A 14391-nucleotide genomic window follows, 5' to 3' on the forward strand; every position below is an offset into this window, starting at 1 on the left:
TAGTTTAGCTCTGTATAATCATTATAACATAACCAATAGATTTTGTCAGGTAACAGAGCAGTGTGAATTTTGATCGTTCGAAAAAGTAAAATAACAGAAATGGTTAGATAAATAACAAACACGAAATTACAAAATTATGAAAACACAAAAATTAAAGATTGCCCTCGGCTTAGCGTTTGCGATGTCGGTCCTGGGTAGTTGCGAAAAAAAGGATCTGGTAAATGATAAACTTTTGAATCAGAATGCTCTTGCTCAGACAAACGGAGTGGTGGATGTGGTGCTGGACTGGAATCAGACTTACCAGAAAATTGAGGGATTCGGTGCTTTCGGAGGAAGAATTACTCCGTTTTTTGAATCGGGTAAAAGAGATAGTATAATGGAATATTTGTGGGGGAATACCGGCTTACATCTGAATATGCTGAGAGGGAAGGTGCTGCACACCTATCCGTTTAATCAGCAAACTAAAGTTGTAACGATTCAGCCGGCCGGTGTGGATATCAATATTGATGTGAACAGCACACAATACCAATCTCTTACGGAAGATCAGAAAGAACATCTGGGACAGTTGTGGATTCTGAAAACTGCAAAACAGCGCCATCAGGTTCCGATTATCTTTGCAAGTACCTGGACACCGCCTTTGTATATGAAAACGAATCCTAACAGTATAAGCGGTAAGTTTTTTAATGGTTTAAACTTTAATACTTCGTCGACTACATTTGCAAATTATCTGGCCGGATTTACGAAAGCTTATAAAGAGGCAGGAATCGATTTTTACGGGATTTCTCCGAGCAATGAGCCGGAAAATGTATTTTCAGATTGGGATGCTTCCTATTGGAAACCAAAAAATCTGGGTGAGTTTATAACCAATAATCTAAGACCGGCCCTGAATCGTGAAGGGTTACAAAGTGTCAAGATCATTTCTTCAGAAAATGCAGCATGGGGTACCGCAAATAGTTTCCTGTCTTCTATGGATAAGAGTAAAGTAGATATACTTGCAGGGCATGGTTATGTGGAAATTGGGGATTTGATTTTCGGACAACGCGGTCTGAACCAAAATCCACAAATCTGGAATTACGCTACCGGAAATAAACCGGTCTGGGTGACAGAAGCCTCTGACGATAGTGGCGTCTATGATAATACCATGACAGGAGGACTCAAACTGGCTAAAAATATGCATAAATTTTTGGCTGAATGTAATGTAAATTCATATGTGTACTGGTTAGGTATGCTGGCTATCCGAAACAATGAATCACTGATCTGTACCAACAGTGACGGAACGCTTGATTTTCCGAAGACATACGATGTGATGGGGCACTATTCACGGTTTATTAATGCCGGATACTATAGATTTAAAGCAACCTCAACTGGCGGAAGTAATATTATGGTATCTGCATATAAAGATCCTGTTTCAGGCAAATTTACATGTGTAGTAATTAATAGCGGTACTACTGCTGCTAATTGTAAAATCAAACTTCAGGGCTTTGGAGTAAGTAGTCTCCAGAATTATCAGACTACAGATTCAAGTGCTGGTCACTGGCCTGCGGGAACTGTCGTAAATGCAGATGCTTCAGGGGAGTTGTCAGTAACTTTGCCGGCAAAAAGTATAACGACGTATACAGGAATTAAGAATTAGGTAAGGAATATTTAGACATAAAGCTCAGTTTCTGGAAAGGAACTGAGCTTTATGTCTTTTAGTAGGGCTGCATCTGATAACAGATATGTCATCAGGTGCTTTTGTTTTTATATTTCAGTTCCAGATTAAGAATGATATCACGTTTTTTACCTTCTATCAGAGATAAATTGCCGACTACAAATACTCCTTTTTTTCCATTGGTTGGGTTAGAAATACCATACACAGTGGACTCATCATCAGGATTTGACGAACCTTCATACCGGTAAAGATAATCGATCTGGTATTCTTCTGTATTGCTATATATTTCATCGAATTCTATATTGTAATCTATATTGTATCCCATCTGCTGTAGTTTCGCTAATGCGACATCTGCCGTTTCGTAATTGTGTCTGGTTTCCATATTTATATTGATTGTTGTTTATTAATAACAATCAACTTAGCTTTTCTGTTTTTACATGAACGAAAACGGGTCTAATAGCTAAAATGAGCTTTTTTTTGTTGAAAAATATTGTCGTTTATTTAGTTTTTGATTTCTTTATTATTTTTGTTTTGTAAATTTGATTTTATATTTATATCTTTTGTTAATATAAAACATGTTATTATGAATTTTAGAGTTAAATTATTGTCATTGTTCGGTGTGGTGTTGCTGAGTATGGCTTGTATGAAAGAAGAACGGGATGTCGTAAGGCAGGTGGAAATGATTGTTGCATCTAAATATACAACATGTGAACCCTCATATGGTGTTAAAGTATCCGATTGTCTGATAGTAACTGAGGCTAAAAATAATAATACTTATTATTTAGCTAAAAGTGAAATTCCCGGATTTAGTTACGAACTCGGATATGAGTATAGAATTCTGGTAAAAGCTACAAAGTTAGCAAATCCACCTATGGATTCAGGTGACACAGAATTTGAACTTATAAAAGTTATTTCCAAAACAAAGGTTAATTGATCGTTATAAAAGCTCTCCTAAGTTGATACAAAAATGAAACCATCCATCTATTATATAAAGTTGATGATATTTATATTACTGAATACAAGCCTGCTACTTTCCTGTTCCAGGCAGGATATAAAACCCCCTGATAATCCGGAAGAGAGAGGCATACTATTGGAACTCGATTCTACAAAATTTCCGGTTGTCAAAAAAGATACTGTAGTAAAGAGTGTATATGATATTCTTTATCAGTTGGATGGTCTGCAGTTTTATATAAAAGCATATGATAACTTAGTTTTACAGAGCTATGGTAAAGGAAAAAATCTGCTTCTGGAACCCATAGCGCCTGATGACGACTCGCAGTTGTTTTATTTTAAGTTTTCTCCTCCATCTTCTGATAATCCTTATATGCTCTACTCAGTAAAAGAAAATACAGCAATAGGTGTCGGAGCATATGCCAAAAGTCCGGACCAGTATTTTCCGTTTACCCAACGATCCGGCAGACCTTCTTCATTTGGTTTTTCATGGATTCCGGTTTTAAATCCAGAAAGAACAGCTTACTATTTAGACAGTCGGGATGTATCGGGTACAGTTGTGATAGATGGAAAACCAAAGCCATTTAATTATAGTATAAGAGCAGAGTATGGTAGATTGTTTATGGGGAAAAGGGACTTTATACAATATCTGAATTTTGTATTTGTTCCCAATGAGGAGTTTATATTGGAGAGTATACAGCTGGATACAACAGGTGGAAAGATCACCAATTCAAGAATAACCCGAATTGATTATGGTTTGAGGGTAAACACCAGATCTACAGAATTCAGGGAAAATGTGTTGCTGAGAGATACACTAAAAAGTGAATTTTCAATTCAGGAGACATTTGATGGAATAAGTTTTAAAAAAAACAAAAATGTTGAATTAGAAACTGATTTGCCCAGAGTAAGCTCTTCTGCTGGCATGAATTCTTTTGGAAAGAAGGAAAAAATAAAGATGAATTATGGTCCAAAGCCTTATCGTACCATTGTTACTACCTACCCGATGGAGATTGTAATACCGGCATATTCTTGGTTTTCATATGATTTATGGATAGTACAGCATACTGTTGAATTAAAGTACAAAGCTGTATATCGGGGTGTCAAATCAGGTAAGAGCATAAATGTTTCGGGCGTTTACAGCGGATATGATTTTTCTAATCCGTATTTAGAAGTATATACAAGACCCAATAAAACAAATTGAATAAATCACTAATATTTCCGACAGTTAGAAGTTAAAAGATAAGTGTTTTTAGACCTGATACAGCTTTATTAATAGCTATATTTTTTATAATTTTAGAGGGTTAGCATATAATGGTGGAATGCTAATGATATTCTTAATAAAAGAGCTGTTAATAAGATATGAAGAAAATAATATTTAGATTTTCGCTGATTAACATTGGGCTGGGTATTGTGTTGTTTTTGCTTTACAGAGTTATTATTGACAGATTAAATCCCCCTGATACAACAACTTTGGAAAAAATCTATACTGTTATGGATATTTTCATGCAGATCATTTTGTCTTCAGTTTATCTTGTTGCAATAGCTGTCAGTTCATTATTGTTTTTTCTAAATCAAATAGACCGAATCAGGAATAATTATTACTTGTCCTTTCTGACCTTTTCGGGATTACCTCTCTTTTTTGTTCTTTTCGTAGGTGTTAATATAGCACTTGACATTCATCAGTATGATATTATACCCTCTTCTATAAAAATGCTGTTAGGCTTTTCAATACTTTATTTGTTATGTACAATTATTGAATTTTTAATTTTCAGATCAAAAATTAAAAAGTATAATTAACATCTGTATTAGTAGGGGGTAATAGCTATATGATTTTTATTTTTCGTTACTGAAAGATCTTTTTAGTTGGCGAAATAGTATTCTATATTTCGTATAGGTGTGACATCTGAAAGAACTAAACTAAATTCGGATTGAACTCAGACTACAGTTTCACGTTCGAATCTGGAATTGCGGATTAAATCCAAAAGTTTTAGTAAAATAGAACGGCCATAAATAAGCAAAAACCCCACTTAACATGATGTTAAGTGGGGTTTTTGTACGCCCATCAGGATTCGAACCTGAGACCGACGGTTTAGAAAACCGTTGCTCTATCCAGCTGAGCTATGGGCGCGTCCCTTTCGGTGATGCAAAACTACTCAAATCCGCTATATTTCCAAAAAAAATGAATACTTTTTTTATGCCGATATATTAAGTCATTGCCTGTCAAGGCAATTATTTCTCTCGCCTGTCAGAACAACTCCCTTATCTTTTTTGTTATAATATGACATATAAAAAACAAATATATATGTTATAACATTTACTTTTGTATGGAAAATTAAAATAAAAATATGGCAACTATCTGGAATCTAGACTCTGCTCACAGTGAATTGGAGTTTAAAGTAAAACACATGATGATTTCAAATGTAAAAGGACTTTTTCAAGACTTTGAAATCGAATTAGAAGGAAATGGTGAAGATTTGACCTCAGCAACTATTAAAGCAGCTATCAAAACCGACTCCATTAATACTAAAAATGAACAACGCGATCAACATTTAAAAAGCGGAGACTTTTTTGATGCGGCCAATTATCCTGAGATAAAGTTTGTATCGACTTCCATTGTGAAGAAATCAGAAGATGAATTTGCAGTAACAGGAGATTTAACGATCAAGGATGTGACCAAACCTATTACGTTAGATGTGGATTTCGGAGGCATTGCTGTAGATCCATGGGGCAATAGTAAAGCCGGATATACCTTTTCAGGTAAAATAAACAGAAGTGATTTTGGCCTGACATGGAATGCGGCATTAGAAACCGGTGGAGTAATGGTCAGTGAAGAGGTAAAAATATCAGGTGACATTCAATTTTCAAAAAGCTAATAATCAGCTTGATTCATAATTAAAAGCATATTTTAGCCATAAATTCTAAAATATTATTTGGTAGAATAGAGAAAATTTGTACTTTTGTCGCGGAGAGTTGGCAGAGTGGTCGAATGCGGCAGTCTTGAAAACTGTTGACTGTCACAGGTCCGGGGGTTCGAATCCCTCACTCTCCGCAGAAACCTTCATCGAAAGATGAAGGTTTTTTTATGCAATGTCCCGCCGTTTTTTGATGCAAGATATAGACAGCAATTCCAGATTCTAACCTGAAGCGGTGGCCGGGTTCGAACATTATCGTTGCGGGTTGCGCATGGGGATGAGGGACGCAACAAATCCTGAACGCTCCGCAAGTAGCAATACAAAAAGGTTAAAAAACCGCTAAACTTAATTGTTTAGCGGTTTTTTCTTTTATGCGGTAATCAGGTTAAGTATTAAACCCCAATCCGGAGGTGTCCTTCGAGGTGTCACCACATTTGTGGAGATATCAGAGACACCTCCAAGTCCAAAGCATCGGATCATGTTCAAAAGTTGTGGACTAAGCAAATAATTTGGTTAGCCTGAATAGAAAAAAGTTAATATCCCCAACACCTGTAAACTAACTTCTCAAAGCTTTTAGTTTAGCATTGAATGACTCTGCTGAAGCATTGGTACTTTTGTTATCAAAGTAATGTAGGATAGGGATGATGGGTAACGATAGATCTGGCCATGCTTTCAAAAGATGATATTCCTGAAACTTCTATCTGATTGTGCCCTAGTCCTAATTTGGTAAAAGCAACTTTCTTATCCCTGCATTTATTGACTATTACTCAAAACTGGTCTCATATATACTGAGCTGTTCAGATATGTTGTTAGGAAATACGATCCAGGACTCAGTATTGATGTTTCCGTACTTATTTTTACTACACAAAAAATATGCAAAGTTAACGGATAAGAATAATTGTATTTGTTTAATGGATTCGTCAGTACTTCATTATCTTGGTATTTGCTGGCTGTGGGGTTTTCTTTTTTTCTTGGGGTGAGTATTTACTTATTTTTCAGAACAGAGAAGATGGCGGTTTGGTAATATGATTTAGAAGATAGCAAACTTATATAAAAAAATCTTCTTCAATTTGCTCTTATGAAATTATCCAGTCAATAAATAATAATGTAAGCAAAAATGTTTATATTTGTATTATGATTAAGCAATTTGAAAAATATAAAGGAATACATCCGGGTATTGTAATTGACAGAGAATTAAAAAAACGTTCTATCAAGCAACGTCCTTTTGCTTTGTCTTTAGAGGAACATCCTCAAACCTTTAATGCTATTACCAAAGGTAAAAGAGGTATCAGCACGGCATTAGCATTGAAGATTGAGCGAGAACTTGGGTTAGAAGAGGGTACTTTGGTGATATTGCAAGCCTATTATGATATCCAAAAAATCAAAGAAAAAGAAATCAAAAGAACTCCTGATCTGCATATCCTGAGTAAAGCTTTATTTTGGGATACGGTTATTCAACACATAGATTGGAAACGACAGTACAGAGCCGTGATTCAGCGTGTTTTTGAACGTGGAAATGAGAATGATAAAAACGAGATCATTCGCTTTTATGGTGCTGAAAAAGTAAAACAAGCTTTGGAGGATTCTAATATAAGAAGTCCATATACCATATACAGACCCAATAAAACTACAGACTAATTATGATGTATTATAACACCGTCAATGATCTATTAAGAAACACATTGATTACGCTAATGGAGTCTTCTGTGTTTGAGTCTTTTCGTTTGGTGGGCGGTACGGCATTAAGTCTTCAATTAGGACATCGTTTGTCAGTAGATATAGATTTGTTTAGTGATGCTCTGTATGGCTCTATTGATTTTAAGGCTATTGATGAATTTATTGAGAAAACATTTCCCTACCACTATCATTTTTCAAATCTAGATCCAGCAATGGGTAAATCTTACAGTGTGGGTACAGATAAAGACAATGTGGTAAAATTAGATGTGTTTTATACGGATACTTTCATACAACTTCCTTTGATTACGGATGAAATCAGAATGGCTACTACCGAAGAAATCATTGCCATGAAAATAGATGTGGTACAACGTATAGGTCGTAAGAAAGATTTCTGGGATTTGCATGAGCTGCTATCCCAATACAATATTTCTACCATGCTTTCTCTCCATCAACAACGTTACCCTTACACACACGATCAAGAACTAATACTTAACAACCTCATCAATTTTGAGCTTGCTGATGATGATTTTGATCCAATCTGTTTAAGAGGTAAATATTGGGAATTTATAAAGGAGGATATTGTTGATGCGGTGAGGGCATATAAAGCTTGACATATAGATATTTCAAAGCATCATCTATTGTTGTTTCAGCAATCGTCTGACAAAATTCTATAATAAGTTGCATTTCCTTTGATTAAACCTTTGACAACAGTTAAAATGTAAGCTAATGTGAGAATTTTCACATTAGCTATTCTACTATAATCTTCAAAGAATTGGACTGTGCGGGAATTTTATTTTTTGTACGTAGAGTTTCATCGGAGCCAAGCAGTTCTTCTTTAAAAGCTTCCGCATAGGGGTAAATTTTATAATCAAACCGGCTTTGGGGAATTGTGAAAATTCCTTTTTCTTTAGCGACCATTTTCATATTGAAGATTCGGTTTTTAATATAAAGCTGACCATCCAATGTTGCCATACGCTTACCGATATCATTTACATTCCAATCATAATTTGCGACATTAAAGTGTGCGTCTATATATTTTTTGAAACCTAGAATACCAACCTCATAATCTACATTACCTGAATCAATGATGGCAAACAGAGCTTCAGGAGCTCCCTTTTTTACTAAGTCTTCCGGAGTAAATTTAGAAATCTGTGAGAATTTTGAATATTCGTACAAAGCGAGCCTGATGGTATCATCGATATTGTAGCGATCCTTGTCTGTTTCTAATACCAATTTTACGGCGTTGATGTCCACATCTTGTTTTTCTACAACTTCTATAATCTCTGCACTGCTTTTATAAATCTTTCCGTCTATTTTTGCTTCTATAATGGGGAGATCTGATTTTCCTAATGATCCTGCTTCAAAAGTGATGTCGTAAAAATATAAATCAGCTTGTGATTCCATTTCTCTTTCAATTTCTGAGCCCTCAAGTTCTTTGTAGTTATCTTTGTCCGATGAATGTACTTTAATACTTCCGGTTTCCGGTTTATTTTTAAAGAATAATCTTAACGCAACAGATTTATTCAATTCGACCTTAGGCTGAAAGACCAACCATATCATCTCTTGTTCTTGTTTTTGAGCAGATCCACTGCAAAATGTTAGGGTGAATAGTAAAGACAGATATAAAAGATGACAGCTAATTATTTTCATTTTTTAAGTGATTTAATACATTTATAATCCTTTTAAACATAAATATAATATATTCTTTAGATATGCCGATCTGTTAAGCAGGTATCTGTAAGGGATTTGCAATTATGATTGTGTGATTGATAACGCATAAACAGATGCTTCTGTAATAGTCTTCACATTAGCTATTCAGCATAGTTTTAACCCTATAAGAGGGATTTTTGTTTATAATAACCGATAAAATTGCAGTGACTATAATTTATAGCTGTATCCCAACCGTACGACCTGAGTTTCATAATAATCTTTACTGGCATAATAAAAAGTATTACCCTGGATAGTCTTTTTAATAACCATCGTATTTAACAGATCACTTGCATTAAGAAAGAGTTCTCCTTTGCCCTTTTGAACAGCTTTTTTGAGACCTAAATCGATTGAAAACCGGCTTTGTATTTTTCCTTGCGGAATAATATCTGGTGCAAGGTAGACCGCTGTCAATTGTGCATCAAGTCCTTTTGGGAAATGAAAATTATTATTAATCTTCAGCGTTCCCGAAAACATACGTTGTTCGTCTGCATGAAAACTGTGCGTAACAGGGTAAAGGTTTTCGACGGTAAAGGCATTGATCTGATTGCGGTACATATTACCATTGATATCTAAGGCATAAGTGTCAGAAAATTTTTGATGAAACATGGCTTCCAATCCGGAATTATAGCTTCTGCCTGCATTCTGAAAAATGGCATAGATCAGATTGCTTCCAGGTACAGTAGTCGATATACGTGAAATGGTACCATCAGCAAAGCGATGATATAAGGCTGTATAAATATAACCTTTGGTCCAGTCACTGCGGTACCCGAGTTCAAATGAATTGGTGAACTGCGGAAGTAAAGCGGGATTACCAACCTTGATAATCTCTGCATCATCATATTTCGGAAATATCCGTATATCTACTTCGTTAGGTCTGTCCACTCTTCTGTTGTAAAACAATGAAAATTTGTTTTGAGGATTTATCTTGTATGCCAGTCTGATATTCGGAAAAGGCTGTGTGTAATTGTATCCGTCACTTTTGTATGTCGGATGCAGCGGGTTTACATCATACTGCAGGTCTACATATTCCATTCGAAGACCAATTTCTGCTTCAATCTTTTCGTTTTCAAAGATGTAATTTCCATATGCAGCAGGGATTATCTCCCTGTAAGTCGCCCAACCACCGGCATTGCTGTCTAATGGGGAATGGAGTCCCGGGATAAAGAGCATATCGGTAGGAATGCGCCTGTGTCTGAATTTCAACCCTCCTTCTATTCGCCCGTATTTAAGAGGTCTTACATAGTCAATATTCAGATCCGTTACCTGCTCATCAGATATCAGTTTGAAAGCATCTTTACCCGTATAATCAGGCATGATATTGTCAAAGAAGTATTTTTCATCTTCACGGTGGAAGGTATAGTTCAGCCCGACGTTTAGTGTATGTCCGGCTTCCTTAAACTTGTGCTGATAATTAGCTGTAGCCATAACAGTCGTTTTGAGCTCGTCTTCTAAAAATTGCCACAGTCTGAGCCGCTCAGAAAGATCCGCATTAAAAAAGGGTTCGTCACCACGGTCTATTATCTTTTCACTGCCGAAAAGTCCGGATACGGTCAATGTATTTTGCTCGTTTATCGTCCAATCCAGTCCCATTCTTGACGTAAAGTAGTTTGTATTCCTGTTGCGTTTGGTTTGTTGACGGATTGTTGTACCGTCATCGTATACACGGTCTACAAATTCATTTTTATTTAACGTATGTGTGTAGAGATTATCTACAGATAGAAAGGCATTGACTTTATTCTTGCGATAGTTAAGGGAAAGAGAAGGATTGATCTTTGGGGTAAACGTATACTGTGGCCGGATGGTCGGCAAATTGGCCTGACGCACCCACAATGCTCCGGCACCTGTAGTTAATCCAATCTTACCGTTTAATCCTTCTTTCTTCTCTTTTTTCATAATAATATTGATAATACCTGCATTTCCATTTGCATCATATTTGGACGAAGGGTTATTGATGATTTCAACACGTTCAATAGCTGATGCCGGAATATTATCCAGTCCTGTCTGGCTGCCAAATCCGGTCATAGCAGTCTGCTTGCCATCAATAAGAATAGCAACTTTGTCATTGCCTCTGAGCTGTACTTTTCCCTCCTGAGTACTTACTCCCGGGAGATTTTGCAATGCCTGTAATATGGATCCTCCGGTCTGACTCAGGTTATCGGCAACTGTAAATGTTTTTTTATACATCTTATGACTTATTCCTGACTGTTGCCCGGTTACTGTTACTTCGTCCAACATGTGTTCATCGTATTCCAGATTAATATTTGCTACATCCAGATATTCGGAAAGGCTGCCCACATATAGATTCTGTTGCTGATTTTTATATCCGACAAGTGAAACCGACAACTGGTAATTACCAGGTTTAATATGAGATAAGGTGAAACGTCCCTGTTCATCGGAAACAGTTCCTGATACAAACTTGTTGTCAGATGCAGTGCTAAGGGTTATAGTTACATAAGGTAAGTGTTCTTTGCCGGCCTGTGCTCTTATTGTTCCTGATACAGTTACCGAACTTATCTGCGCGTAGCTGGTATTTATCAGTAGAAATAGAAAAATTAAGAAAGAAAGGATTCTGCGATGCATGTGTTTTAGATTTATATCGTTTCAAAAAAATGGGGAATGATAGTTCGTGTTTTAGTAACTTTCTTCCATATACCGTTTATAAGCTATTGCCTCTTTTTGTTTTTTTGTTAATCTGTAGTGATGTGTCCAATAGCTTGCTTTCATGGATAATATTCCTATGGCAGCACCCACAAGCACATCACTGATGTAATGCCTGTTATTGACCATACGGAATGTGCCTACAGAAGCTGCTACACCATATGCAGCGTATGGCATCCAATGAAATTTGTCTTTGTATTCTTCACTAAGAAAAGTTGCTGCAGCGAATGCCTGAGCTGTATGACCGGAAGGGAAGGATTCGTAGTTGGATCCGTCAGGACGTTGCTGATGGATAGTTTTTTTCATAATGTAGGTAATACCCGCCATAGCAGCTTCACCTTTGATTAGTATTGCTGTCCGGTTATATAGATCCGTTTTTGAGGCGATTCCTAATCCATCCAGACTGTAAGCGGCAAGGATAGGGGAGAATTGCAGAAAATCGTCTATATGCGTACGAAATCTGGGAATATGTTCATTTCGTTCTTCTACAATTTCATTTTTAAAAGATTCAGGCCCATTACCGTTTAGTGCTATACCGGATATCAGCAAAGCTCCCGGAATATAGAGTTGACGGAACTGGAAATGAGGTTTTGAGATTGCGGAATTATATAAGATCTGTGTACTATCGGTACTCAAGGTCTGCTGACGATATTGTGCTGAAACGCTGATACAGATCAGATGAAAAATGCTGAGAAGCCAGAATCGATTTACCATTGTTTGTTTTTATTACAATGATAAAAGCCAATTTTGAAGAAATTTTGAATTTTAGAAAGCTATACGGAAACAGTGAAGATTATTGTCAAAACGGTACGTAATATCCCATTTTTGTCTTTTACAGATTTCCTTAATAATCGGGAGTCCAAGTCCGCTTCCGGAGCTTTCGGATGTAGTACCGGAAAAGCGGTTAAACAACAGATCCTGTCGTAGGGGGCTATTGCCGGAGTTGCTGACCTCTAAAAACTGAGAATTTAGAGTCAGCGTAATATTCCCGCCGGGTCTGGTATGCCTTATGGCATTGATAATTATATTGTTGAGCAGAATTTCAATAAGTGTGGTGTTTCCGCTTTTTATGATCTGAGGACTTATTTTTTCTGTGATCGTAAGTTCTTTCTGATCTGCATGTTCCTGCAGAACAAGGAGGGATTGACGGATCATCAGACTTATATCCAGATCTTCGCGATCGTCAAATTGTAAGTTTTCAATTTTTGCCAGTAAAAGTAAATTTTTATTGATGCGTGCACTACGGCTAAGCGCCTTATTAATATCTTCAATAATGTGGTATTGTTCTTCCGTAAGTTGCTGCTGCTGCAGGAGAAGATCCAGTTTGTTTTTCATGATGGCCAGAGGCGTTTGCAGTTCATGAGAAGCATTTTCTGTAAATTCTTTCTGAGATTTGAATACAGTAATGTTATGTTCAAGTAGTTTGGTTAGTGCGGCATTCAATTCTTCAAACTCTACGGTGTCACTTTTATCAAATTCAATAGTTGTTTGTGTATTCAGGTTAAAGGTCTTGAGTTTGGATAATGTACTTCTAAAAGGTGTCCACAGATTTATAGAAAGTCTTTTGTTTAAGATCAGGAAACCTACGACAAGAATCATGAAGAATAATAACGTAACTATAGCAATAGCAATCACTGTTTCTTCAGTCTCTTCCACATTGGTTTCTACCGTAAGGATATAGGGCTGACCGTTGATCCTGATTATGCGTTGCAAGACTCTGAAACGGTCAATCTCTTCATGTTCGGTATATGGATTTGTTTTCCGTATGGTATATGTGCTGTCTGCCGGAATCCGTGTATCGGTGAACGGATGAAGATTGGTTCCCGGCTGTATACTGTTCCAGAGCCTGATGCTCTCGGACAATTGTTGTTTACTGAGATTAAGTTTATTGAGTTGATTTTCAGTTCGGTCTGCTACAATTTCGTTATGCTCATCCAGCTCACTTAACCATATGCCATCTACCAGGAAATAATAGATCGGAATACTGGAAAGCAGTACTACTAATGAGTATATAATAAATGGTTTTATGGATTTACTAAGTAATTTTTTCATCCTTCCCATTTGTATCCACTGCCGTAGATGGTTTTTAGATAAGATCCGCTATGCGCATCCTGTAATTTTTTCTTCAGATTTTTAATGTGTGCGTAAATAAAATCATGATTGTCCAGCATATCTGCCACATCACCGGAAAGATGTTCTGCAAGCGTACTTTTTGAAATCACTTTATTCTTATTCCCGATAAAATAAAGCAGAAGATCAAGTTCTTTTTTTGTAAAGGGTACCGCATGATCCCCTACAGATACGGTTTTGGCTAACAGATCGATCTGAAGTTCGTTTTGTACAATAATATTGGAATTTTGAAATTGCTTACGTCGTATTACAGCATAAATGCGGGCGACCAACTCCGACAGATGAAAAGGCTTGGTCAGATAATCGTCTGCTCCGATCTGTAACCCTTTGATTTTGTCATCAAGTGCATCTTTGGCTGAGATGATAATAACTCCATCTTGTTTTTCCTGCTCCTTCAAAGTCTGCAATACATGCATTCCATTGCCATCCGGAAGCATAATGTCCAATAAAATACAGTCATAATCAAATCCGGCTATTTTTTCCTGAGCCATCTGAAAAGTGGATGCAAATTCACAGCGATAACCTTGCTGGCCGAGATAGTCAGCAATGCTTTTTGCAAGCTCGTATTCATCTTCTATGATCAGGATCTTCATTTTTAGACTGTAGGGTTGTCAATTATTCCTTTGATGCAAATTAAACATTCAATTTTGAATTCTTTTTGAATTTGGATAATATGTATCATAAATATTAAGATACTAATAA

General features: G+C 36.5%; 12 protein-coding genes and 2 tRNA genes. 7 read left to right on the plus strand and 7 right to left on the minus strand.

Translation table 11 applies throughout. From position 1 onward, the window contains the following. Nucleotides 1–136: 136 nt before the first annotated feature. Nucleotides 137–1633 carry a glycoside hydrolase gene (locus HMPREF0766_RS06365; protein ID WP_037459646.1) on the plus strand — a complete coding sequence of 499 codons (1497 nt, stop codon included), beginning with the start codon at nucleotides 137–139 and terminating at the stop codon, nucleotides 1631–1633. A gap of 91 nt (nucleotides 1634–1724) precedes the next feature. On the opposite strand, the gene HMPREF0766_RS06370 is transcribed toward HMPREF0766_RS06365, so the two are convergent. Further along, entirely contained in the window at nucleotides 1725–2033 is a 309-nt protein-coding gene (locus tag HMPREF0766_RS06370) for a hypothetical protein (protein WP_002994717.1), read from the minus strand. A 201-nt stretch (nucleotides 2034–2234) separates the two neighbouring features. Here HMPREF0766_RS06370 and HMPREF0766_RS06375 point away from each other — a divergent pair, with 201 nt between their 5' ends. Further along, nucleotides 2235–2585, plus strand: a complete 351-nt coding sequence (locus tag HMPREF0766_RS06375) for a DUF4377 domain-containing protein (RefSeq protein ID WP_002994719.1) — start codon at nucleotides 2235–2237, stop codon at nucleotides 2583–2585. 63 nt (nucleotides 2586–2648) lie between these two features. Continuing rightward, nucleotides 2649–3803, plus strand: coding sequence for a hypothetical protein (locus HMPREF0766_RS06380; protein ID WP_236590520.1), 1155 nt, complete (start codon nucleotides 2649–2651; stop codon nucleotides 3801–3803). An 853-nt stretch (nucleotides 3804–4656) separates the two neighbouring features. Here the strand turns inward: HMPREF0766_RS06380 and HMPREF0766_RS06390 are convergent. Next, nucleotides 4657–4730, minus strand: a tRNA-Arg gene (locus tag HMPREF0766_RS06390). 217 nt (nucleotides 4731–4947) lie between these two features. Between HMPREF0766_RS06390 and HMPREF0766_RS06395 the strand changes: the two genes are divergently transcribed. The 4 genes from HMPREF0766_RS06395 (at nucleotide 4948) to HMPREF0766_RS06410 (ending at nucleotide 7802) form a co-directional block, all read left to right on the plus strand. After that, complete coding sequence (locus HMPREF0766_RS06395; RefSeq protein WP_002994722.1) at nucleotides 4948–5475, plus strand: YceI family protein; 528 nt, start codon at nucleotides 4948–4950, stop codon at nucleotides 5473–5475. A gap of 91 nt (nucleotides 5476–5566) precedes the next feature. Then, a tRNA-Ser gene (locus HMPREF0766_RS06400) sits at nucleotides 5567–5651 on the plus strand. Nucleotides 5652–6648: 997 nt separating this feature from the next. Then, nucleotides 6649–7152 carry a helix-turn-helix transcriptional regulator gene (locus HMPREF0766_RS06405; RefSeq protein WP_002994723.1) on the plus strand — a complete coding sequence of 168 codons (504 nt, stop codon included), beginning with the start codon at nucleotides 6649–6651 and terminating at the stop codon, nucleotides 7150–7152. 2 nt (nucleotides 7153–7154) lie between these two features. After that, nucleotides 7155–7802 (plus strand): nucleotidyl transferase AbiEii/AbiGii toxin family protein, encoded by a 648-nt coding sequence (locus tag HMPREF0766_RS06410; RefSeq protein ID WP_002994724.1) that lies wholly within the window; start codon nucleotides 7155–7157, stop codon nucleotides 7800–7802. A gap of 136 nt (nucleotides 7803–7938) precedes the next feature. On the opposite strand, the gene HMPREF0766_RS06415 is transcribed toward HMPREF0766_RS06410, so the two are convergent. The 5 genes from HMPREF0766_RS06415 to HMPREF0766_RS06435 form a co-directional block, all read right to left on the minus strand. Continuing rightward, nucleotides 7939–8841 carry a hypothetical protein gene (locus HMPREF0766_RS06415; RefSeq protein ID WP_002994725.1) on the minus strand — a complete coding sequence of 301 codons (903 nt, stop codon included), beginning with the start codon at nucleotides 8839–8841 and terminating at the stop codon, nucleotides 7939–7941. A 228-nt stretch (nucleotides 8842–9069) separates the two neighbouring features. Next, the gene (locus HMPREF0766_RS06420; RefSeq protein WP_002994726.1) at nucleotides 9070–11481 is read right to left on the minus strand and encodes a TonB-dependent receptor; all 2412 of its coding nucleotides are present in this window, start codon (nucleotides 11479–11481) and stop codon (nucleotides 9070–9072) included. A gap of 51 nt (nucleotides 11482–11532) precedes the next feature. Further along, the gene (locus tag HMPREF0766_RS06425; RefSeq protein WP_002994727.1) at nucleotides 11533–12273 is read right to left on the minus strand and encodes a phosphatase PAP2 family protein; all 741 of its coding nucleotides are present in this window, start codon (nucleotides 12271–12273) and stop codon (nucleotides 11533–11535) included. A gap of 51 nt (nucleotides 12274–12324) precedes the next feature. Continuing rightward, nucleotides 12325–13611 carry a sensor histidine kinase gene (locus HMPREF0766_RS06430; protein ID WP_002994728.1) on the minus strand — a complete coding sequence of 429 codons (1287 nt, stop codon included), beginning with the start codon at nucleotides 13609–13611 and terminating at the stop codon, nucleotides 12325–12327. After that, on the minus strand, nucleotides 13608–14282 hold the full coding sequence (locus HMPREF0766_RS06435; protein WP_002994730.1) for a response regulator transcription factor: 675 nt from the start codon (nucleotides 14280–14282) through the stop codon (nucleotides 13608–13610). Before HMPREF0766_RS06435 ends, HMPREF0766_RS06430 begins: the two co-directional genes overlap by 4 nt. Nucleotides 14283–14391 lie beyond the last annotated feature (109 nt).

The organism is Sphingobacterium spiritivorum ATCC 33861 (assembly GCF_000143765.1).
GTDB classification, from domain to species: domain Bacteria; phylum Bacteroidota; class Bacteroidia; order Sphingobacteriales; family Sphingobacteriaceae; genus Sphingobacterium; species Sphingobacterium spiritivorum.

What these genes read in the sequence shown, in the direction of transcription:
- HMPREF0766_RS06380 (WP_236590520.1), top strand. Translation starts at nt 2,649, where the DNA reads ATGATATTTATATTACTGAATACAAGCCTGCTACTTTCCTGTTCCAGG.
- HMPREF0766_RS06365 (WP_037459646.1), top strand. Translation starts at nt 137, where the DNA reads ATGAAAACACAAAAATTAAAGATTGCCCTCGGCTTAGCGTTTGCGATG.
- HMPREF0766_RS06430 (WP_002994728.1), bottom strand. Translation starts at nt 13,611, where the DNA reads ATGAAAAAATTACTTAGTAAATCCATAAAACCATTTATTATATACTCA.
- HMPREF0766_RS06370 (WP_002994717.1), bottom strand. Translation starts at nt 2,033, where the DNA reads ATGGAAACCAGACACAATTACGAAACGGCAGATGTCGCATTAGCGAAA.
- HMPREF0766_RS06375 (WP_002994719.1), top strand. Translation starts at nt 2,235, where the DNA reads ATGAATTTTAGAGTTAAATTATTGTCATTGTTCGGTGTGGTGTTGCTG.
- HMPREF0766_RS06395 (WP_002994722.1), top strand. Translation starts at nt 4,948, where the DNA reads ATGGCAACTATCTGGAATCTAGACTCTGCTCACAGTGAATTGGAGTTT.
- HMPREF0766_RS06405 (WP_002994723.1), top strand. Translation starts at nt 6,649, where the DNA reads ATGATTAAGCAATTTGAAAAATATAAAGGAATACATCCGGGTATTGTA.
- HMPREF0766_RS06435 (WP_002994730.1), bottom strand. Translation starts at nt 14,282, where the DNA reads ATGAAGATCCTGATCATAGAAGATGAATACGAGCTTGCAAAAAGCATT.
- HMPREF0766_RS06420 (WP_002994726.1), bottom strand. Translation starts at nt 11,481, where the DNA reads ATGCATCGCAGAATCCTTTCTTTCTTAATTTTTCTATTTCTACTGATA.
- HMPREF0766_RS06425 (WP_002994727.1), bottom strand. Translation starts at nt 12,273, where the DNA reads ATGGTAAATCGATTCTGGCTTCTCAGCATTTTTCATCTGATCTGTATC.
- HMPREF0766_RS06410 (WP_002994724.1), top strand. Translation starts at nt 7,155, where the DNA reads ATGATGTATTATAACACCGTCAATGATCTATTAAGAAACACATTGATT.
- HMPREF0766_RS06415 (WP_002994725.1), bottom strand. Translation starts at nt 8,841, where the DNA reads ATGAAAATAATTAGCTGTCATCTTTTATATCTGTCTTTACTATTCACC.